We start from the raw sequence: 19,334 nt of genomic DNA on the forward strand, positions 1-19,334 counted from the left end.
TGGAGACGACCACCGCGTGCCAGGCGGCACTGAGCGAAGTGCGTATGCCGTAGCCAGTTCGGCGAACCAGGGGACACAGGCATGACGGTCAAGGTCGCAATCAACGGTTTCGGTCGGATCGGACGACTGGCCTTACGGTCGATCGTCGAACTACGGCGTGATGACATCGAGGTGGTTGCGATCAACGACCTCGGGCCGGTTGCTACGTTGGCGCACCTCCTGAAGTACGATTCAGTTCACGGCCCCTTTCAAGGATCGATAGCCACCGGCGAAGACTGGATCGACATCGGGTCCGGTAAAATCAAAGTGTTTTCGGAGCGCGATCCATCAAAGCTTCCGCATAACGAGCTTGGAGTCGACGTGGCGCTCGAATGCACGGGTTTGTTCACCTCCAAGGAGAAGGCTGAATCGCACATCCGTGCAGGAGCAAAGCGCGTGCTCGTCTCCGCGCCCAGCGAGGGCGCAGACAAGACGATCGTCTTCAAGGTCAATCACGAAACGCTGACAACCGAAGATGTCGTCGTATCGAATGGCTCATGCACCACGAATGTCCTCGCGCCCGTCGCGAAGATACTGAACGATCTATGTGGCATTGAGCGGGGCTACATGACCACGGTTCACGCCTATACCGGTGACCAACCGACGCTGGATACGGTGCATAAGGATCTCTACCGCGCACGGGCAGCCGCGCTGTCGATGATCCCAACCTCGACCGGAGCCGCGAACGCAATCGGACGCGTGCTGCCAGAACTGAAAGGCAAGCTCCATGGCTCGTCAATCCGCGTGCCAACGCCGAACGTATCGGTCGTCGATCTCGCTATTTCCGCATCCCGGGAGGTGACGATCGACGAAGTGAACGACGCCATTCGTCAGGCTGCGAGTGGTCCGATGAGTGGGGTGCTCGCATTCACGACAGAGCCTCTGGTGTCTGTGGATCTGACCCACCGGACCGAATCCTCGATCGTCGCGCTCCCCCAGACCGATGTCGTCGATGGCCGGATGGTTCGCGTGCTTGCTTGGTACGACAACGAGTGGAGCTTCGCGACACGCATGGCGGATGTCGCCGTGGTGATGGCGAAGCTCATCTAGCGGATCGGTTGCGGGAAAGGTCGTATCTTGGCGACAGGATGCGTTCGCGAAACGGAGGCATTAAACATGAATGGGCCACTAGCACGTGCAGCGAGAGCGCTCATTCAGTGGCCGCGATCACATGTCGCCAAGATCGCAGGCTTGGAGGAAGAGGCGCTAGCTCAATTCGAAGCCGGCGCCAGCGTGTTTGCAGCCTCGGATTTGACGCGGCTGCGGGACGCGCTCGAACGCGGCGGCGCGGTTTTCATCAGCGAGGACAATAGCGGAGGGCTCGGCGTAAGGCTCAAGTTCAACGCCAAGGATGTGCGTGCGATCAATCGGATGGAGGGCGAAGGTGGGCCGGTAGGCACCGACGACGTCTAAGCCTTCCAGCGAACGCTTGTACTCCGGCACGAGGCTCGACACCGGCCCACAGATATTGTATGCGCGACGCATATATTGCGTGAGTCGCGGCGATGGATGACCCCTCGGATCGCTTGATCAACATCTTTGGCGCGCTGTCTCAAGCGGTGTCTGACCGCGTGCGCTTGGCGATCGCTGAAGCATTCAATGCGGGGGGCGAGACGGCCGCGGCTTTGATCGCGATCGGTCACGCGCCAGGAATGTCGATCGGCCAGGTACGGCAAACTCTCCGGCTTTCGCATGCAGGTGCAGTTCGCGTCGTCGAGAGGCTAGGCGAGCAAGGCCTGGTGGCGAAATCGCCGTCGCCCTCTGACCGCCGGGTAGTTCATGTCTCGCTGACCTCGCGTGGTCAGGTGGAGCGGACCAAGCTGCTAGGTCTGCGGAACGCGGCGGTGTCCGAGCTGCTGAGCAAAGTGTCGGCTGACGATCGCGTCGTGCTGGAGCGGGCCGCGGACAACATCCTGTCGTCGCTGTTCTCGGACCTCCACGGCGGCTTGGCAATCTGTCGTCTGTGCGATCAGGCCCGGTGTGCCGATTGCCCAGTCGGCCACCATCGTCCGTGACGCCCTGACGATCATCCCCTTTTGAGGAGTTCGATATGAGTATTTTCGATCGGTATGAATTGCTTGTGCCCGAGCGCAGTCGGAAGGAACTGGCGCTGTTGAGATGGGCGCTCGTGATCGTTTTCTCTTGGTTCGGCGCGATGAAATTCACGGCTTACGAGGCCGATGGCATCGCCCCTTTCATCGGCCATAGTCCGATCATGAGTTGGCTGGGTATGTTCGGGGTACAGGGCCAAAGTTACTTTGTCGGCGTCATCGAGCTGTCGACCGCAGTCGTGCTGGCCTTAGGGGCTTTCCGCCCATCCTTCTCAGCGCTTGGCGCGCTTATGTCGGCGGCGACCTACTTCATCACCCTGACCTTCTTTTTTACGACGCCTGGGGTCGGGGAGCCGACTGCCGGAGGCTTTCCTGCGATATCCGCCGCTCCTGGCCAGTTTTTGCTGAAGGACGCAGTTTTGCTTGCGGCATCACTTGTGCTGCTGTTTGCGTCGGTCCAACCCAAAAATGAGCGCCTTGGGCCGATGACCATCGATCGGTCGTGAACATAGGCACGATGGTCTTGGACACGCTCCGTGGAGAGTGGGCGCTTCGTCGCAACGTCGATCCGACGGGCGAACAACTGATTGGCGACGCGGATTTCGCTTCGACAGGTGAATCCGCGCTCACCTATCGAGAAAGCGGGATACTTCGGCTTCGGGATGGCCGCGAACTCTCAGCGTCTCGGCAATATCGGTACTGCGCGGTCGGCCACCGAGTAGACGTTCAGTTCGCAGACGGACCGAACACCGGGAAGCTGTTTCTCAACCTTGCATTCTCGCGCAAGAATTGGGGGTACGAGGCAACAGACACCCACTTCTGCGGTGACGACGCCTATCACGCTTTTTACCGAATTCTCGACGCAGGATCTTTCGAGACAGTTATCAGGGTCATTGGTCCACGAAAGGCGTACGACCTGCGGAGCCGGTACTCAAAGGTGTCACGAACGACGCCGGACCGTCTACTTTTTCCCCTGGCCTGACGCGCCGTTCCTGGCCAGTCTGTCACGCGCTTCGAATCCGAAAACGATCGTGGTCGTCATCACGAGGTAGGCGACTATGCCGCCCGGAGAAAGCGTAGGCATTGCGGCAAGGATTAAAGCGTCGTTGCCACCGGGTATCAGGCCGATGCCTATTCCCATCAACGCGCCGCCGGCGATCGACCGCAGGATGCCGGCGGCCGTCGGCCGCTGGAAACGCAAGCGACCCTGGCGCACGGATGCCGTGATGGCTCCCGCAACTGAGGCAATGACCGCAACCAGTGCGACCTCGCCTGTTGGCGACATTCGAAGAGGAAGGCTGACGTGCCTCTGAGTTTTCATCCAGCGGCGACCAGAGTCCTTGGGTTAGTTACGCCTCGCAGCGTGGGGTGAGCAACAGGCCGAGCCGCGCAGCTTTCATACTGCGCAGCGGATCGGCCTGTTGCGGTCAGACTGGCGGCAAAGGCCTCCGGGGTGAGGTAGCCGATCGACGAGTGCGGTCGGCGGGTATTGTAGTCCAGCGCCCAGGCAGCGACCTTCTGGCGGGCGTGATCCAGACTGAAAAACAGGCTCTCGTTGAGCAGTTCGTCGCGCATGCGGCCGTTGAAGGATTCCACAAACCCGTTCTGGGTCGGCTTGCCCGGCGCGATGTAGTGCCAGTCGACGCCATGATCCTGCGCCCAGGCCAGGATGGCCGTGGACGTAAACTCCGTGCCGTTGTCGCTGACGATCATGGCAGGACGGCCCCGCCGAGAGATCAGCGCTGTCAGCTCTCGCGCGACGCGGCGTCCCGAGATCGAGGTGTCGGGGATCGCCGCCAGGCACTCGCGGGTGACGTCGTCGACCACGTTGAGAATGCGGAAGCGGCGGCCCGTGGCGAACTGGTCGTGCACAAAGTCCAATGACCAGCGGGCGTTCGGCCTGGCCTCGACCAGGATCGGCGCCCGTGTGCCGATGGCGCGACGACGGCAACGACGCTTACGCACCGTCAGGCCTTCCTCGCGATAGAGCCGGTAGATCCGGTTCTTGCCCGATGGCTCGCCCTCGCGCCGCAGCAACACGAACAGCCGGCGATAACCGAACCGTCGCCGCTCGACAGCCAGGGCGCGCAGCCGCTCCCGCAGCGCCGTGTCTGGCGGGCGGCAAGAGCGATAGCGCACCGATTTGCGGTCGGCCTTGATGATGGAGCAGGCCCGCCGCTCGCTGACGCCGAACGTCGCCTTCACATGGGCGACGGCCTGGCGCATCGCCGCGGGCCCTACCACTTTTTTGAGAGCAGATCGTTCAGCGCCGCCTTGTCGAGCATGGCGTCGGCCAGCAGGCGCTTCAGCCGGCCGTTCTCGTCTTCCAGGGCCCGGAGGCGCTGGGCGTCCGACACGCTCATCCCGCCGAACTTGGCCTTCCAGGCGTAGATCGTGCCCTCGGATACGCCGTGCTTGCGCGCCAGCTCGCCCGCTTTCGCGCCGGCCTCGTTCTCCCGCAGGATCCCGATGATCTGCTCTTCCGTAAATCTCGCTCGTTTCATTCCGTCCGTCCTTTCAAGGGCCGGACTCTAGCTCCGCGTGGAGGAAATTCTCAGGGGCACGTCAGATAAGGTCAGCGAATGTCCATGCTGGCGAAAGCGCGTAGAGAAGCCCACCAGTGATACCGAGGCCGATCATTGAAGCGCCAAATGCCCAGCTCTGCCTTCTTCGCGGTGGGGTCTTCCGCGATACGAAGATCACCGCCAGCGCGAGCACGACGGCTAAGGCAAGAAGCGTCGCGGCCCCAGGGACACTCGGCCTAGCGATGAAACTTGGCCATGTCGCGACGGCGCCAAACCGGCCGAAATCAGCGGCCAAGATGCCGATTGCCAGTCCGGCAGGAAGGGCAAGCAACCGCATCTCTCCATCCCCTAACCGTGCCAGTGAACCTAGCAGGCAGGTGTCATTTATGAGCGCGCCGAGGCCGAAGGCGATGGCGCCGATGATGAGGAGGCCGTTGACGCTCGTCGAGAGTGGGAGGGTCGCGTTCAGCGTCCCCGACCAAGCGAGCGGTATCGCAATAAGGCCAGCAGCCGCAGACGCCGCAACAAATCCGACGAACATTCTTGGTCGGCGCCGTTGCTGCAACTCATGAGCCGCTACGACCAAGCACGTGCCGCCTCGGTTCGCAGAATACCCGAACCAGAAGGCCAGTATGCATATGAGAAAGTCGAACGCGATCGATGCCAAAGATATCAAGCCTGCCTCGGTTTCTCGTCAGCCCTTGTGCGAAGGGCGCCGGCGCAGCTGGCGGGCGGGCTGAGATGCATTTTCAGCCGGTGTCTGTCCCCGGTAGCCAACCACGGGCCACATAGTTTCGACACCAGATTTCTCGTAACCGTTTGCGATAAGGAGCCGCTCGGACAATCGGCCTAGTTTGTTCAGGTCAGCCGGCGACAGCGGCGAGACACACGCTGCAATCACTTGTTCGCGCGCTCTGAGCAGAGCGCCGGTCATTTTCACACCTGCATTGGTCAAGTGGATAAAGCGCGCCCTCTTGTCCGCCGTGTGTCGCCGCCTTTCCACCAGGTGATCGGATTCGAGCCTATCGATCAATCGGACCGTTCCCGCATGCGAAAGCCGGATCCGGCTCGCAAGGACACTGATAGGTAATCCCGGCTCGAAGCTAAGGAAGACCATCAATGCAGCCGCGGGGCCGCTCGGCGAAAGCGAGGCTGATGCGCTCGCGATGCTGTCAGCTACCGCGAGCGCAAGTGCACCAAAATGATATTTGGCGGCCTCGGGCTCCATCCGGAAAGAATATATGCGTCACGCATAGACATCAAGCGCTCGAATATGTATGACCGGCGCATACATCTATCACGGATTCGGAGATGGTCATGCTCACTGATGGGCTCGGCTTGGATTCCCCATCTGAGATCGAAAAGCGGGGCCTCCAGCAAAGGCTTTGGAGCATCGCGCGCTGCTCGTGCGAACGGAAGCCGGGAACCGGGAATGCGCGTCATGCCTGATCTGACGCTCGATCTTCGATACCTTAAGTATGCTATCCATGTCGCCGAAGCGGGTAGTTTCCGCAGGGCGGCGGATCGCCTTTCGATATCGCAATCAACGGTCAGCCGCCGCGTTCAGATGCTCGAACGGCAGCTTGGCGTTTCCCTGTTCAAGCGCACGCGATCGGGCGCTGGATTGACGCCGGAAGGAGAGCGATTTCTGCAGCAAGCTGCGGTCGGGGCGAGGTATCTTCGCGAGGCCGCCACTGAGATGCGATCGGTCCGTAAACTTACGACTGGACTAGTCAGGTTCGGGATGCTCGAGGCGTTTCCGGCATGTCCCATAATCGACCTCTTGGCGACCTTTAGACAGCGACACCCGACGATCGAGGTGAAGCTCGAAGAAGGCACGTCAGAGCAGAACACCCTCGGCGTGGAGCGCGGGCTGCTAGACGCGGCGATCAGCCTGGCCGCAACGAAGGGCCCTCCGTTTCAGATTCGACGGTTGTGCGAACCCGACCTCTTCGTTGCCCTATCACCCATACACCAACTCGCGTCGCGACCGCGGCTCGCCTGGGAGGACGTTTGCGACGAAGTCTTTCTTGTCCGCTCCGATGGTGCCGGGCGCGAACTCGCAGCTATTCTCCGGCGGATGCTGGGCGCTGCCGAAGAGGCGATCCAACTGTCTATCCAGCAGGTCAGCAGGGAAACACTTCTGACCATGGTCGAGCAAGGCTTCGGGCTGACGATAACGAGCGTCGTGCATCGGCCTGATATTGCATTGGTTCCGCTCACACCCGCGCGGGCGCCGACGGCGGCTATGATTTCGTCGAGCGATAACGACAATCCGGCTCTGCCGCTGCTGCTGAAGTGCTTCGATGTCCTGCCAGCCTTCACGCGGAGCAGCGCCAGCTAATCGGAGGCGTTCTGGGTCTTCGTACGCCTAGCCTTCGAGAACCCTCGATCGGTTGCGATGAACCGCTGCAACATCGGTACGATCAACCGCGCGGGCTCGACAGCAGGCATACCTTGTTCGCGCCCTAACAAATCCGCGTAGTCGGAAAGGTCTTGGTGGAGAGCCGCCGGCAGCTCCACCTGAACCTTGATCGGCTTCTCGTCGGCGATGGGACCTAGCTTGAGCTTCGACATCATCAGCCCCCATAAGGTTCGAGAACGAGATCACGGGTCACGACGACACGGACAGGAAATCCCGGCCGGATCGTCAATGTTGGAGCCACGTTGAGCTGCCGTCTGACGATCTGCTGACCGGCATCGTTGATCGTGTCTTGACCGCCATTCCGGATCGCCTGGATGAGACGGTCGTCATTGTCGGCGGCGAGCTCGGCGCCGACTCCGAGAAGAGTCGACAGACCGGCGGCCTTGGCAAGATCCCACCAGTGGTAATCGACGCCATCCTGCAGGCCGGCATAGCCTTCGACGTCTGCGCCGGGCTGGCGCTCGAGCACTATCGAACGGCCATTTGGGAAGATCAGTCGATTCCAGACTAGCAGGACGCGGCTTTGACCGAATTGCACATTGTTATCGTACTGGCCGATAATGCGCGTGCCTTGTGGCACGAGCAGAATGCGCCCTGTCGGGCTGTCGTAGATGTTTTCGGTCACCTGAGCGGTGATCTGGCCCGGGAGGTCGGATCGGATGCCGGTTATAAGAGCTGCCGCGATAACTGCGCCGGCCTGAAGTACATTTGGCGACGCTGGAGCAACGACGCGATCGGGCGACACCGTCCGTCGATCGGTCGCTGCGTTCAGGAAAGCGTTCTGACGCTCCTGCGCGGAGGGTGTGGCCGGCGGAGGTGCGAGGCCGAGGCTCGCCAAATCCGGAGCGTGCGGGAGTGCTGGGGCAGCTCCCGCTGCAGCGGGAGCGCCCCGGCTGTCCGATCCGGAGAAGAGGCGGCTGGTCCGCGCGGTCTCGATCTCCTGAAGGCGGCGCTGCTCTTCCGCGCTGATACCGGGGTTGGGTGTGGCGATAACGGGAGCGGGCACCGGCTGTCCGCGATCCTGGGTGCTGAGGATCGGTCGGCCGAGGTCACCGGGAAGGGGCGGACCGAGTTGGGGCACGCCACTGTAATCTCGCGGCAGGCCGGCCAAGCCCTCAGCCGTCGAGCGATTCTCGGTCGAATAGAGTTCGTCGTTGGGCCGACCGGCGTCGCGCGTCTGGAGCGCGTAGAGCAGTGCACCACCAAGGCCGACGCTGGCGACAAGACCAAGGCCGGCGAGGACCTTGCGCGATAGTCGAGTGACGCGGGGCGGTTCGGCGCGCAGACGCATCGGCGCTGGCCCGACCGGCTCGCCGGTCAGGGGCTGTGCATCATCGTCTGGCACTTCCTCATTTGTGGGCGAGTTCGCGCTCACGAGGTGGGCCTCCCGTCTGTTCGGACGATCCTGACGCGCTTCTGCTCGCGACCGGAACCGAACCGCAGTTCCGCCGCCGCGAAGAGTCGATCGACGATCATGTGGTGGCCGCGAACGCGGTAGTTCACCAGTTCTGAGGTGTTGCCCTCGGGCCCGACGACGAAGAGCGGCGGCATCTCGCCCTGACCAATGCCTCGCGGAAACTCGATGAAGACCTGGCGACCGTCGTCGAAGGCGCGCAGTGGGCGCCAAGGAGCGCGGTCACCCTCGATGGCATAGCGGAAATTGACGTTCGCGAGATCGACACCGCTCGCAACCGGTTGAGCGGCCTGCGCGTCGGCATTCTGCCGGCGCAGCGCGATGAGTTGATCCTGCGGATACTGCCAGGACACTGAAGCCATGTAGGTTCGCTCTGTCGACCGCAACTCCATGTGATAGGTGCGCATGTTGGTGTTGATGACCAGGTTCGTCATCAGGTCGGCCCGTGTGGGCTTCACGAGGATGTGGATCTGGCGCGTCGCGCCCGATCCGCTCTCGGTGTCGCCGATGATCCAGCGCACCGTGTCCCCGGCCGCAACAGGGCCTGCGCCGACGAGCTGTTCGCCGGGCTGAAGCGCGATGTCGGTGATCTGACCGACAGCGGTATATACCTGATAGAGCGCGCCTTGCGTCCAGGGATAGACCTGCATGGAGTTGATGAAGCCGTCGCGCACCGGCTGGACGCGGGCCGCCTCATTAGCCTGGTTGACGCGCGCCGTTGGGTTGGCGGGCTCGGGCGCGCGTCGCGTCTCCGGCACACGCTGCAACTGGCCGGGTAGCGGCAGCGGCCGCGGCAGTTCGACCACGGTGACGGGCGCTGGCGGATCGACGGTCTGCACGGCGGGAGCCGCGTTGTCGTAGGAGATCTCGGGCGGTGGGTTCGTGGTGGCGCAGCCCGCGAGCGCAGTTGTCGCCAGCAGGACCATCGGGATTGCGGCTCGGCGGAGAGCCGGGATTACAAGTGCGTGTGAAGCCGGGTTTCCGGCTTTACGGAAAGACGGCTTCATTGCCCAAGCTCCCGTGACCAATTGATGGCGTTGACATAGATGCCGAGCGGATTTGCCCTCAGCCGATCGGCGTTGCGGGGGACCTGCACGACGATCGTCAGGATCGCGGTCCAGCGCGTGGTCTCGGCGAGCTGGCCGTTCTCATAGCGGCGCTCGACCCAGGCGACGCGGAAGCTGTCGGGCGAGGCGCGGATGACGCTTGAGACATCGACAGCAACCTGCTGTCGGCCGACCCGCGTGAACGGGTCGTTCGAGCGAGCATAGTCGTTGAGCGCCATGGCGCCGCGATCAGTTGTGAAGTCGTACGCCCGTAGCCAGTTCTGACGCACGATGATCGCGTCCGCCGGGATGCTGCGAACCTGTTCGATGAAGCGCGCGAGATGAAAGGCGATTTGTGGATCGGTGGGCCGGAAGTCGGCCTCGGCGGGTGCGACCGCCTGGGACTGACCCAGTCGATCGACCTGCACGACCCACGGCACGACGGTCCCGCGAGCTGATTGCACGACGAGGGCGGTGGCGAACCCCGCCGTAAGGATCAGCGAGCCGAAAGCCATCAGCCGCCAGTTTTTCGCCTGGATCCTGGAGGCCCCGATCCGATCGTCCCAGACTTGGGCAGCACGTTGATACGGCGTCTCCGGCTCGGGTGCCTTGCCGTAGTGAGTGGATGGTCGTTTGAACATTAGCGGTCGCCTTGAGTCAGATTTACCGAGGAACCGCCGCCATGGGCGTCGCCAGAGCGGACGGCATGAGCCGTGGCCTGGGCGGCGTGAGTCATTTGCTGGGACCGGCGCATTCTCTGCGCCCAAGCCGGCGGCCCGCCAGCGCTCGCAGGCGCCGCGCCATCGCTGGCGGCATCACCCCCTATTGAGCCCATGGTGGATGTTCCGCCTGTCGCTTCGAACGCCGCTTTGCCGCCTGCGTTGAAGCTTGACCTCATTGTGTCGGCAGCGCGCGATGCGGCACGGCGCAGAGGTGAGACAGCCGCGCTGCCGCCTGCACGCGCAACGCCTCCGAGGCCGGAGGCCACCCCGGCCGCGCCGGACTGTCCGGCTGCGCCAAGGCTGTAGGCTGTGGACGCTCCACCCGCGATGGCGGCGCCACCACGAGCTGCGGCTGCCGCACCGCCTGCCAAGGCCGCGCCGCCGGAGGCTGCTGCACCGACGGCGCCGGCGCCAAGAGCGACCACGCCGCCCGCTGCGAGGCCGGTTCCTATCGCCGCGCCTGCACTGAGCTGCGGGCCGCCAGAAACGAGCCCGGTGGCGATTCCGGGACCAAAAATGCCGAGGCCGAGAAGTGACAACGCGGCCAGCACGATCGCCATGGCTTCGTCGATCGACGGATTCTGCCCGCCAAAACCGGAAGTGAACTCTGAGAAGAGCGTTGACCCGATGCCGATGATGACAGCGAGGACCAGAACCTTGATGCCGGAGGAGATGACGTTGCCGAGCACGCGCTCGGCCATAAACGCGGATTTGCCGAACAGGCCGAACGGGATCAGGACGAAGCCGGCGAGCGTCGTCAGCTTGAATTCAATGAGGGTGACGAACAGCTGGATGGCGAGAATGAAGAAGGCGAGCAGGACCAGCGCCCAGGCAAGAAACATGCAGGCAATCTGGATGAAGTTCTCGAAGAACGACCAGTAGCCCATCAGGCTGGAGATGGAGTCGAGCAATGGTCGACCGGCGTCTAGGCCGGTCTGCGCGACTCTTCCCGGGCGCATGAGGTCCGCAGTTGAAAATCCGGTGCCACTCGCCTTCAGCCCGAGACCGGCGAAGCTCTCGAAGACGATACGTGCGAGGTTGTTCCAGTTGCCGATGATGTAGGCGAAGACGCCGACGAAGAGCGTTTTCTTCACCAGCCGCGCCATGATGTCGTCGTCGGCGCCCCAGCTCCAGAACAGTGCCGCGAGCGTCACGTCGATGACGATCAGGGTCGTGGCGATGAAGGCGACCTCTCCGCTAAGCAGGCCGAACCCGCTGTCGATGTAGCGAGTGAAGACCTCGAGGAAGTGGTCGATGACGCCGGTGTTGCCCATGATGCTATCGCGCTTCGTTGATCTGTGGCGTGCTCGGCGCGGTCGGCGCGTGATCTTGCGCGTCTGTCCCTCGTGGTTGAGGGCTGAAGACGTCACCGATGGGTGATGCTACGTCCGGCAAGCGCTCGACGGGACGAGAACCGGGCGCGAGAAAGCGGTGTCGGTTCTCGGCCCAGGCCCGGCGGCAGGCGGGGTCTCGCGGACCTTCTTCACCGAGTGCCTGGCAGCGGATGAGCGCGTCGCGCAGGGGATCCGCAGTTTCTTGAGGCGTTCGTCCGGACGACCAAGCCTCAGGCACTTCCTCTTTCCGGGACATCTCGATCGCGGTCGCGGTGACCGCAACCGCGACGAAAATCACGGCGCCCATCCGAGCGACCAATTTGCCGTCCACGGTCGGTCCTCTCAATTGCCGTTCGGGAACATGCGCGCATTGCCCGGCTGGTAGCCGCTGCCGGGCGTGAGAAAGCGACGGCGCTGCTCACGACCCTGTTCCGCCGCTGCGGCGCGCTCGGCTTCGGATAGGCTCTGAGCGCGCCCGTTAGCGGCGACGACGGCGGTGAGGTCGGCGAGCTGTTGGGCCTGCAGTGCGAGCAGTTGATTGCCGGCCTGCGTCGCCTGCAACGCCCCCGTCGCGCCCTGGCTTTGGCCGATAAGCGCTGACATCTCCGTACGGTTGGTGTCGATGTTGCCGACAACACCCGCCTGGACTCGCATAGCGTCCTGCAGACCACCGACAGTGTTCTGCCAGCGCTCCCGCGCCTGTGTGACGAGCGCCTGATCCGAGGCGGACATCGAGGCATTGCCATAGGTGGTCTGGAATGCTCGGTCGATCTGTTGGACGTTAAGGGCTATCCCCTGCGCCTCGCTCAGAAGCTGTTGCGTCCGCTGAACCGACTGTTGAAGCTGCTGAAGCGAAGAGTGCGGGAGGCTGGCAAGATTGCGCGCCTGATTGATCAGCATCTGAGCTTCGTTCTGAAGCTGAGTGATCTGCTGATTCACCTGCTGGAGGGTCCGCGCCGCAGTGAGGACGTTCTGGGCATAGTTCGTTGGGTCGTAGACGATCCACTGAGCGGCAGCCGGGGTGCTGAGGACCGGTGAAAGTGCGAGCGGGACCGCGAGGAGTGCGGCCGTCACGCGCAGTGCGCGACTGTGGGTTTGAATCAGACGTGTCATGGACGTGCCTCCGGGTCTTGTTGATTGACGTTGGTGAGGTCGGTGATCAGGTCGGCAGCCCAGTCGAGTCGGTTGGCCGCCAGCCACTCGGCGAGGAATCCCCCGGTGCCGCTTCGGGCGTGGACGTCGGCGATCATCGCTTGATGCTGTTTGGATGAGGCTGCGCACAGCGCCAGGGCCACATCCGACAGGCCCAGCTCGAACAGGCGATTGCCCCGTCGCGACTGGCAGTAATAGTCTCGCTTGGGCGTTGCCCGCGCGAGGATTTCGATCTGCCGGTCGTTGAGACCGAAGCGGCGGTAAATAGCGGTGATCTGCGGCTCGACCGCGCGCTCGTTCGGCAGGAGGATGCGCGTTTGGCAGCTCTCGATAATCGCCGGCGCTATCGCAGAGCCGTCGATGTCGGAGAGCGACTGGGTGGCGAAGATGACGCTGGCGTTTTTCTTGCGCAGCGTCTTCAGCCATTCGCGGAGTTGTCCGGCGAAGCCGTCGTCGTCGAGGGCGAGCCAACCTTCATCCACGATCAGGAGTGTCGGCCGGCCGTCGAGGCGGTCCTCGATGCGATGGAAGAGATAGGCGAGCACCGCTGCCGCTGCACCGGTGCCGATCAGACCTTCGGTCTCGAAAGCCTGGACATGCGCCTCGCCGAGATGCTCGGCCTCAGCGTCCAACAGCCGGCCATAGGGGCCGCCGACGCAGTAGGGTCGCAGCGCCTGTTTCAGGTCATTGGACTGGAGAAGGACCGACAGCCCGGTCAACGTGCGCTCGGCGACCGGCGCTGACGCCAACGACGAAAGCGCCGACCACAGATGCTCCTTGACCTCGGGCGTGACCGGCACGCTCTCTCGGGAGAGGATCGCGATCAGCCAGTCGGAGGCCCAGGCGCGCTCGGCGACGTCGTCGATGCGGGCGAGCGGCTGGAGCGACACACTCTCCTCGGAACCCTCAGTCAAACCGCCGCCGAGATCATGCCAGTCGCCCTGCATGGCGAGCGCCGCGGCGCGGATCGATCCGCCGAAGTCGAAGGCGAAGACCTGAGATTGTTGATAGCGGCGGAACTGGAGCGCCATGAGTGCGAGAAGCACCGATTTACCGGCGCCGGTCGGCCCGACGATCAGCGTATGACCGACATCGCCGACGTGGATGGAAAGCCGGAACGGGGTCGAGCCCTCCGTTCTGCCGTAAAGCAGTGGGGGTGCATCGAAGTGCTCGTCCCGTTCCGGTCCCGCCCACACCGCTGACAGCGGGATCATGTGAGCGAGATTCAATGTGCTGATGGGCGGCTGGCGGACGTTGGCGTAGACATGCCCGGGGAGTGAGCCCAGCCAGGCGTCGACAGCATTGATGGTCTCAGTCATCGCCGTGAAGTCGCGGCCCTGAATGACCTTCTCCACCAGCCGGAGCTTCTCGGCCGCGACGCGGGGATCATCGTCCCAGACGGTGATGGTCGCGGTCACGTAGGCTTGGCCGGCATAGTCGGCGCCCAGTTCCTGTAGCGCCATATCAGCGTCAGCGGCCTTGTTGGCTGCGTCAGTGTCAACGAGCGCCGATGCCTCGTTGGTCATCACCTCCTTGAGAATGGCGGCGATCGACTTGCGCTTTGCGAACCACTGCCGCCGGATCTTTGTCAGCAGCTTGGTCGCGTCGGTCTTGTCGAGCAGGATCGCTCGGGTCGACCAGCGATAGGGAAAGGCAAGTCGGTTCAGCTCGTCGAGGATGCCGGGCGTCGTCGCGGTCGGGAAGCCGACGATAGTGAGGATGCGTACGTGCGCATCTCCAAGCCGGGGCTCCAGCCCGCCGGTGAGCGGCTGATCGGCGAGCAAAGCGTCGAGGTACATCGGCGTTTCGGGCACGCGGACGCGATGGCGCTTCGTCGAGATCGTCGAATGCAGGTAGGTGAGCGTTTCGGCGTCATCGAGCCATACGCACTCCGGCATGAAGGCGTCTATCAGGTTGAGGATACGGTCGGTGCGATCGACAAAACTTCGGAGCACTTCGCGCGCATCGACGCCGGCATGGTCCCGACCCTCGTAAAGCCAGGTCTCGGCACGGGCGGCATCCTCGGCCGGCGGTAGATAAAGGAATGTGAGAAAGTAGCTGGATTCGAAATGGGCGCCGGCTTCTTCAAAGTCTGCCTTGCGCTCGGCATCGACAAGCGCCGAAGCGCTGTCGGCAAATGTGCTTGCCGGATATGACACCGCGCCATGGCGCTGCGCTTCGACGAATATGGCCCAGCCGGAACCAAGGCGACGGAAGGCGTTGTTCAGCCGGCCAGCGACGGCGACGAGCTCGGCTGGCACTGCGCTGTCGAGGTCAGGACCGCGAAAGCGGGCCGAGCGCTGCAGGCTGCCGTCTTTGTTGAGGACGACGCCGTCGCCGGCGAGCGCCGCCCAGGGTAGGAAGTCGGCGAGCCGGGTATTCCGATTGCGGTATTCGGCTAGGTTCATCATTGCCCGGCTCCTCACGTTGCCAAGTGGCCGGGGATGCGCAGATGCTTGCGCACGACGTCGACAAATTGCGGATCACGTTTGGCCGCCCAGACGGCGGCGAAGTGGCCGACCGCCCATAGCGCCAGCCCGACCAGCCAAAGGCGAAGGCCCAAGCCAAGCGCGGCGGCCAGGGTGCCATTGAGGATCGCGAGCGAGCGCGGCGCACCGCCGAGCAGGATGTGCTCGGTCAGCGCACGATGAACCGGCACGGAAAAGCCCGGTACGTCCGCGCTATGATCCGCTCCAACGGCCATCAGACAAGCGCCCCGCCGCCGAACGAGAAGAACGAGAGGAAGAAGCTCGACGCGGCGAAGGCGATCGACAGGCCGAACACGATCTGGATCAGGCGGCGCGCTCCGCCCGACGTGTCGCCGAAGGCGAGAGTCAGGCCGGTGATGATGATGATCATCACCGCGATGATCTTTGCGACCGGGCCCTCGATCGATTCGAGGATCGACTGCAGAGGAGCTTCCCATGGCATCGACGAACCGGACGCATGAGCGGCAGGTGCGAGGGCTATGGAAATGAAAGTGACGGAAGCCGCCGTGGCGATGTGACGGCGGATGCGCAGGGCATGCTTGATCATTACCTGTCTCCTGAGATGGACGGAATTGTTGGAGTGACGCAGTAGTCGCCGTCGGGGCCCAGGCCTTCGACGCGGGCAAGCTCGGCAAGGCGGCGCGAGGAGCCGCGGCCGGAGAGCACCGCAACCAGATCAATGGTCTCGGCGATCAGCGCGCGCGGAACCGTGACGACGGCTTCCTGGATGAGTTGCTCCATCCGGCGAAGAGCGCCGATGGCGGTGCCGGCGTGGATCGTGCCGACGCCGCCGGGATGGCCGGTGCCCCAGGCCTTCAGCAGATCGAGCGCCTCTGCACCGCGCACTTCGCCGATCGGGATGCGGTCGGGACGAAGACGCAACGAGGAACGGACAAGATCGGAGAGAGAAGCGACGCCGTCCTTCGTGCGCATTGCGACCAGGTTTGGCGCGGCGCATTGCAGTTCACGGGTGTCCTCGATCAACACGACGCGATCGGATGTCTTCGATACCTCCGCTAACAGGGCGTTCGTGAGCGTGGTCTTACCGGTGGAGGTGCCGCCGGCGACGAGAATGTTCCGCCTATGAAGAACGGCCTGACGCAGTGTTTCGGCTTGGTCGGACAGCATGATGCCAGCCGCGACATAGTCATCGAGCGTGAACACGGCGACGGCTGGCTTCCGGATCGCGAAAGCCGGCGCGGACACCACCGGCGGCAGAAGGCCCTCAAACCGCTCCTCTGTTTCAGGCAGTTCGGCGGAGACGCGGGGCGCCCCGGCATGAACCTCGGCCCCGACGTGATGTGCGACAAGTCGAACTATGCGTTCGCCGTCGGCTGGAGATAGCCGTTCACCGGTGTCGGAGAGACCTTCCGACAACCGGTCGACCCAGAGCCGCCCGTCGGGGTTGAGCATCACCTCGACGATTGCGGGGTCTTCCAGAAACGTGGCGATCGCCGGGCCGAGCGCAGTGCGCAGCATCCGAGCCCCGCGAAGGATCGCCTCCGATTTCTGGTGAGCTGCCGTCACGCTGTCCCCGTTCTTTTGCGGGACCGCCGCGGGCGGCCCTGGATCGGGGATGAGTAGAAGAGGCAGAAATCATGGCGTGACAACAACCATCATGTGGCCGTCGTACTGTGGCGTACAAAGACAGGGAAACGGCGGAACGGTCGAATACTTGTGATACGTCAACCAGTGATTATTCCGCGTCGCGCGCGGGGATGTCTTCCGCGATTTCCTGCCTGAGCTTCGGACCTTGCGCGAGTCGTCTGCCGAGCGCGGTCACGAAGGCTTCGTAGCGCTCCGACGCTTTGGCGCGAGCCGCAACTTGCGCCGGCTCCGGCAACGGCGGGTTGGAGGTCAGCCAGAAGCGGATGAACACGGCGAGCGTCTCGACCGATATTCCCAGATCGCGCTCCATGCGCGCCATGCGTCGGTCGAGCTGGTCAAGCCGCTTCGTCGTCGCGGCCTCCTGACGCTCGGCAGCGTCCGGCGAGAGGAATGAAGCGATACCGGCCTCGGCTACCAGTGACAGGGACAGATCGCGCCGGGCAGCATGGGCTGCGAGCGCCTTCATGACGTCCGGGTCGAGATAGACCGACAGCCGCTGCTTCTTCAAAGGTTTGGTCACCCCCGCCTCCTATAGCTCGATGCCATCGCCAGGATCGAGCGATGCCTGCCGAGCGACTTGGCGCATGGTCTGCGTCATGCGGCTGAGGCGCGCAGCATCCTCATCGACGTCGTCGCGAGGATCGATCTCGAATTCGTTGTCGACGATCGCCTTGCGTTCGACTGTTTTGATGCGGCTCAGTTCAGGCTGATGCCGCTGCTCGGAGTCCGTCGGGTCGTCGTCGGCTAGGTTATCTGCCGGAGCTGGCGCACTCAGTACGGGAGGTTCCGGTATGGCGAGCGCGCTCCAATCGTCGGCTCGAGCGCTTGCGGGCTTCGTGAGTGCGGGGGGCGTAAGGATGCGCTCCTGAAGCCGACGATCCTCGTAATAGCGTGCCTTCTTTGCGCGGATAGGCGGGATGCCGGCGACCATGACGATCTCGTCTGACGGCGGGAGCTGCATGATCTCGCCCGGCGTGAGCAATTGCCGTGCAGTCTCCGAGCGCGACACCATCAGGTGGCCGAGCCAGGGCGATAGCCGGTGGCCGGCATAGTTCTTCATGGCCTTCATTTCGGTCGCGGTGCCAAGCGCATCCGAAACGCGCTTCGCAGTTCGCTCGTCGTTGGTGGCGAAGCTGACGCGCACATGGCAGTTATCGAGGATCGAGTTGTTCGGACCGTAAGCTTTCTCGATTTGGTTCAGCGATTGCGCGATGAGGAACGCCTTCAGACCGTAGCCTGCCATGAAGGCGAGCGCGCTCTCGAAAAAGTCCAGGCGCCCAAGGGCGGGAAATTCGTCGAGCATGAGCAGCAGCCGGTGTCGATTGCTCTTCGCCTGCAGGTCCTCGGTGAGGCGACGGCCGACCTGATTGAGGATCAGGCGGATCAGCGGCTTGGTCCGGTTGATGTCCGATGGCGGCACCACGAGGTAGAGCGTGGTCGGATACTTGCCTCCAACCATGTCGGCGATACGCCAGTCGCAGCGACGGGTGACCTCGGCCACGACGGGATCGCGATACAGGCCGAGGAACGACATCGCTGTCGACAGCACCCCGGAGCGCTCGTTATCGGACTTGTTGAGCAGTTCGCGGGCGGCGCTGGCGATCACCGGATGTGGACCGGCCTCGCCGAGATGGGCGGTCTTCATCATCGCCGCGAGGGTCGACTCGATCGGGCGCTTCGGATCGGAGAGAAAGGCGGCGACGCCGGCCAATGTCTTGTCGGCCTCTGCGTACAGGACATGCAGGATCGCGCCGACCAGAAGCGCGTGCGATGTCTTCTCCCAGTGGTTTCGCTTTTCGAGCGAGCCTTCCGGGTCGACGAGAATGTCGGCGATGTTCTGCACGTCGCGGACTTCCCATTCGCCGCGGCGCACTTCGAGCAGCGGGTTGTAGGCCGCCGACTTCGCGTTCGTCGGATCGAAGAGCAGCACGCGGCCATGCCGTGCGCGATAGCCGGCGGTGAGCGTCCAGTTCTCGCCCTTGATGTCGTGGACGATCGCCGACCCCGGCCACGTCAAGAGCGAAGGCACCACCAGGCCAACGCCCTTGCCGGAACGGGTCGGCGCGAAGCACAGCACATGCTCCGGACCGTCATGGCGGAGATACTCGCGCTCATGCCTGCCGAGTACGACTCCGTCGGGGCCGAGCAGTCCTGCCGCCTTCACCTCTTCCGGTCGTGCCCAGCGGGCCGAGCCATAGGTCTCGACGTTCTTGGCTTCACGCGCCCGCCATACCGACATGCCGATCGCGACGGCGATGGAGATGAAGCCACCCGACGCGGCGATATAGGCGCCCTCGACAAAGATCGGCGGCGCATAGGCGTCGTAGAAATACCACCACCAGAAGAAGGCCGGGGGATAATAGATCGGCCATCCGGCCAGTTCGAACCAAGGCTGACCGAGCTGGGGCTGGAAGCCGAGACGGTAGGCTGTCCATTGCGTGGCGCCCCAGGTCGTCATCAACACGATCAGGAAAACGGTGAGGATCTGCCCCCAGAGGATTTTCGTCGCCGACATGGCAGGTACTCCTT

Annotated in this window: 23 protein-coding genes; 6 read left to right on the forward strand and 17 right to left on the reverse strand. The window is 63.4% G+C overall.

Annotated elements, in window-relative coordinates; translation table 11 throughout:
* Positions 1-81: 81 nt before the first annotated feature.
* The 5 genes from gap to ALII_RS23155 all read left to right on the forward strand — a co-directional run bounded on the left by gap (position 82) and on the right by ALII_RS23155 (position 3,072).
* Positions 82-1,089, forward strand: coding sequence for a type I glyceraldehyde-3-phosphate dehydrogenase (gene gap, locus ALII_RS0114600; RefSeq protein WP_024350811.1), 1,008 nt, complete (start codon positions 82-84; stop codon positions 1,087-1,089).
* A gap of 141 nt (positions 1,090-1,230) precedes the next feature.
* Positions 1,231-1,452 carry a hypothetical protein gene (locus ALII_RS0114605; RefSeq protein ID WP_024350812.1) on the forward strand — a complete coding sequence of 74 codons (222 nt, stop codon included), beginning with the start codon at positions 1,231-1,233 and terminating at the stop codon, positions 1,450-1,452.
* 92 nt (positions 1,453-1,544) lie between these two features.
* The gene (locus ALII_RS0114610; protein WP_024350813.1) at positions 1,545-2,054 is read left to right on the forward strand and encodes a MarR family winged helix-turn-helix transcriptional regulator; all 510 of its coding nucleotides are present in this window, start codon (positions 1,545-1,547) and stop codon (positions 2,052-2,054) included.
* Positions 2,055-2,089: 35 nt separating this feature from the next.
* Positions 2,090-2,596: a DUF417 family protein gene (locus tag ALII_RS0114615; RefSeq protein WP_024350814.1), complete on the forward strand. Its 507-nt coding sequence runs from the start codon at positions 2,090-2,092 to the stop codon at positions 2,594-2,596.
* An 11-nt stretch (positions 2,597-2,607) separates the two neighbouring features.
* Positions 2,608-3,072, forward strand: coding sequence for a DUF6314 family protein (locus ALII_RS23155; RefSeq protein WP_070154329.1), 465 nt, complete (start codon positions 2,608-2,610; stop codon positions 3,070-3,072).
* Here the strand turns inward: ALII_RS23155 and ALII_RS0114620 are convergent.
* The 4 genes from ALII_RS0114620 to ALII_RS0114640 all read right to left on the reverse strand — a co-directional run bounded on the left by ALII_RS0114620 (position 3,052) and on the right by ALII_RS0114640 (position 5,843).
* Entirely contained in the window at positions 3,052-3,411 is a 360-nt protein-coding gene (locus tag ALII_RS0114620; RefSeq protein ID WP_081719005.1) for a YeeE/YedE thiosulfate transporter family protein, read from the reverse strand. The two genes, ALII_RS23155 and ALII_RS0114620, sit on opposite strands and share 21 nt — an antisense overlap.
* Positions 3,408-4,594, reverse strand: a protein-coding gene (locus ALII_RS0114625) for an IS3 family transposase (protein ID WP_173401413.1) whose coding sequence is annotated in 2 segments (ribosomal slippage) — positions 3,408-4,342 and positions 4,342-4,594 — 1,188 coding nt in all. Because the reading frame shifts where the segments join, the coding sequence is not laid out codon by codon here. Before ALII_RS0114625 ends, ALII_RS0114620 begins: the two co-directional genes overlap by 4 nt.
* Positions 4,595-4,655: 61 nt before the next feature.
* Positions 4,656-5,291, reverse strand: a complete 636-nt coding sequence (locus tag ALII_RS0114635; RefSeq protein WP_348265984.1) for a YeeE/YedE thiosulfate transporter family protein — start codon at positions 5,289-5,291, stop codon at positions 4,656-4,658.
* Positions 5,292-5,309: 18 nt separating this feature from the next.
* On the reverse strand, positions 5,310-5,843 hold the full coding sequence (locus tag ALII_RS0114640; protein WP_024588022.1) for a MarR family transcriptional regulator: 534 nt from the start codon (positions 5,841-5,843) through the stop codon (positions 5,310-5,312).
* Positions 5,844-6,056: 213 nt separating this feature from the next.
* On the opposite strand from ALII_RS0114640, the gene ALII_RS0114645 reads away from it, so the two are divergent.
* Complete coding sequence (locus tag ALII_RS0114645) at positions 6,057-6,959, forward strand: LysR family transcriptional regulator (RefSeq protein ID WP_024350816.1); 903 nt, start codon at positions 6,057-6,059, stop codon at positions 6,957-6,959.
* Here the strand turns inward: ALII_RS0114645 and ALII_RS0114650 are convergent.
* From ALII_RS0114650 to ALII_RS0114705, 13 genes are all read right to left on the reverse strand, one after another.
* Positions 6,956-7,192 (reverse strand): DUF2274 domain-containing protein, encoded by a 237-nt coding sequence (locus ALII_RS0114650; RefSeq protein WP_024350817.1) that lies wholly within the window; start codon positions 7,190-7,192, stop codon positions 6,956-6,958. The genes ALII_RS0114645 and ALII_RS0114650 overlap by 4 nt on opposite strands.
* Before the next feature lie 2 nt (positions 7,193-7,194).
* The gene (locus tag ALII_RS0114655; RefSeq protein WP_029660576.1) at positions 7,195-8,415 is read right to left on the reverse strand and encodes a TrbI/VirB10 family protein; all 1,221 of its coding nucleotides are present in this window, start codon (positions 8,413-8,415) and stop codon (positions 7,195-7,197) included.
* Positions 8,412-9,461 (reverse strand): P-type conjugative transfer protein TrbG, encoded by a 1,050-nt coding sequence (gene trbG, locus ALII_RS0114660; RefSeq protein ID WP_024350820.1) that lies wholly within the window; start codon positions 9,459-9,461, stop codon positions 8,412-8,414. The genes ALII_RS0114655 and trbG overlap by 4 nt, the downstream gene beginning before the upstream one ends.
* Entirely contained in the window at positions 9,458-10,141 is a 684-nt protein-coding gene (gene trbF / locus ALII_RS0114665) for a conjugal transfer protein TrbF (protein ID WP_024350821.1), read from the reverse strand. The genes trbG and trbF overlap by 4 nt, the downstream gene beginning before the upstream one ends.
* Complete coding sequence (trbL, locus tag ALII_RS0114670) at positions 10,141-11,496, reverse strand: P-type conjugative transfer protein TrbL (RefSeq protein ID WP_024350822.1); 1,356 nt, start codon at positions 11,494-11,496, stop codon at positions 10,141-10,143. The genes trbF and trbL overlap by 1 nt, the downstream gene beginning before the upstream one ends.
* 4 nt (positions 11,497-11,500) lie before the next feature.
* The gene (gene trbK-alt, locus ALII_RS23245) at positions 11,501-11,887 is read right to left on the reverse strand and encodes a putative entry exclusion protein TrbK-alt (protein WP_070154328.1); all 387 of its coding nucleotides are present in this window, start codon (positions 11,885-11,887) and stop codon (positions 11,501-11,503) included.
* 11 nt (positions 11,888-11,898) lie between these two features.
* A complete protein-coding gene (trbJ, locus tag ALII_RS0114675; RefSeq protein WP_029660577.1) occupies positions 11,899-12,669 on the reverse strand; it encodes a P-type conjugative transfer protein TrbJ in 771 nt (256 codons plus the stop codon).
* Positions 12,666-15,119, reverse strand: coding sequence for a conjugal transfer protein TrbE (gene trbE, locus ALII_RS0114680; RefSeq protein WP_024350824.1), 2,454 nt, complete (start codon positions 15,117-15,119; stop codon positions 12,666-12,668). The genes trbJ and trbE overlap by 4 nt, the downstream gene beginning before the upstream one ends.
* A gap of 11 nt (positions 15,120-15,130) precedes the next feature.
* Entirely contained in the window at positions 15,131-15,412 is a 282-nt protein-coding gene (locus ALII_RS0114685; protein WP_024350825.1) for a VirB3 family type IV secretion system protein, read from the reverse strand.
* Entirely contained in the window at positions 15,412-15,744 is a 333-nt protein-coding gene (locus ALII_RS0114690) for a TrbC/VirB2 family protein (RefSeq protein WP_024350826.1), read from the reverse strand. Before ALII_RS0114690 ends, ALII_RS0114685 begins: the two co-directional genes overlap by 1 nt.
* The gene (gene trbB / locus ALII_RS0114695) at positions 15,744-16,724 is read right to left on the reverse strand and encodes a P-type conjugative transfer ATPase TrbB (protein ID WP_024350827.1); all 981 of its coding nucleotides are present in this window, start codon (positions 16,722-16,724) and stop codon (positions 15,744-15,746) included. Before trbB ends, ALII_RS0114690 begins: the two co-directional genes overlap by 1 nt.
* A 169-nt stretch (positions 16,725-16,893) precedes the next feature.
* Positions 16,894-17,325 (reverse strand): hypothetical protein, encoded by a 432-nt coding sequence (locus tag ALII_RS0114700; protein WP_024350828.1) that lies wholly within the window; start codon positions 17,323-17,325, stop codon positions 16,894-16,896.
* Between the two features lie 9 nt (positions 17,326-17,334).
* Complete coding sequence (locus ALII_RS0114705) at positions 17,335-19,320, reverse strand: conjugal transfer protein TraG (protein ID WP_024350829.1); 1,986 nt, start codon at positions 19,318-19,320, stop codon at positions 17,335-17,337.
* Positions 19,321-19,334 lie beyond the last annotated feature (14 nt).

The organism is Aliihoeflea sp. 2WW, assembly GCF_000497755.1.
Lineage (GTDB): Bacteria > Pseudomonadota > Alphaproteobacteria > Rhizobiales > Rhizobiaceae > Aliihoeflea.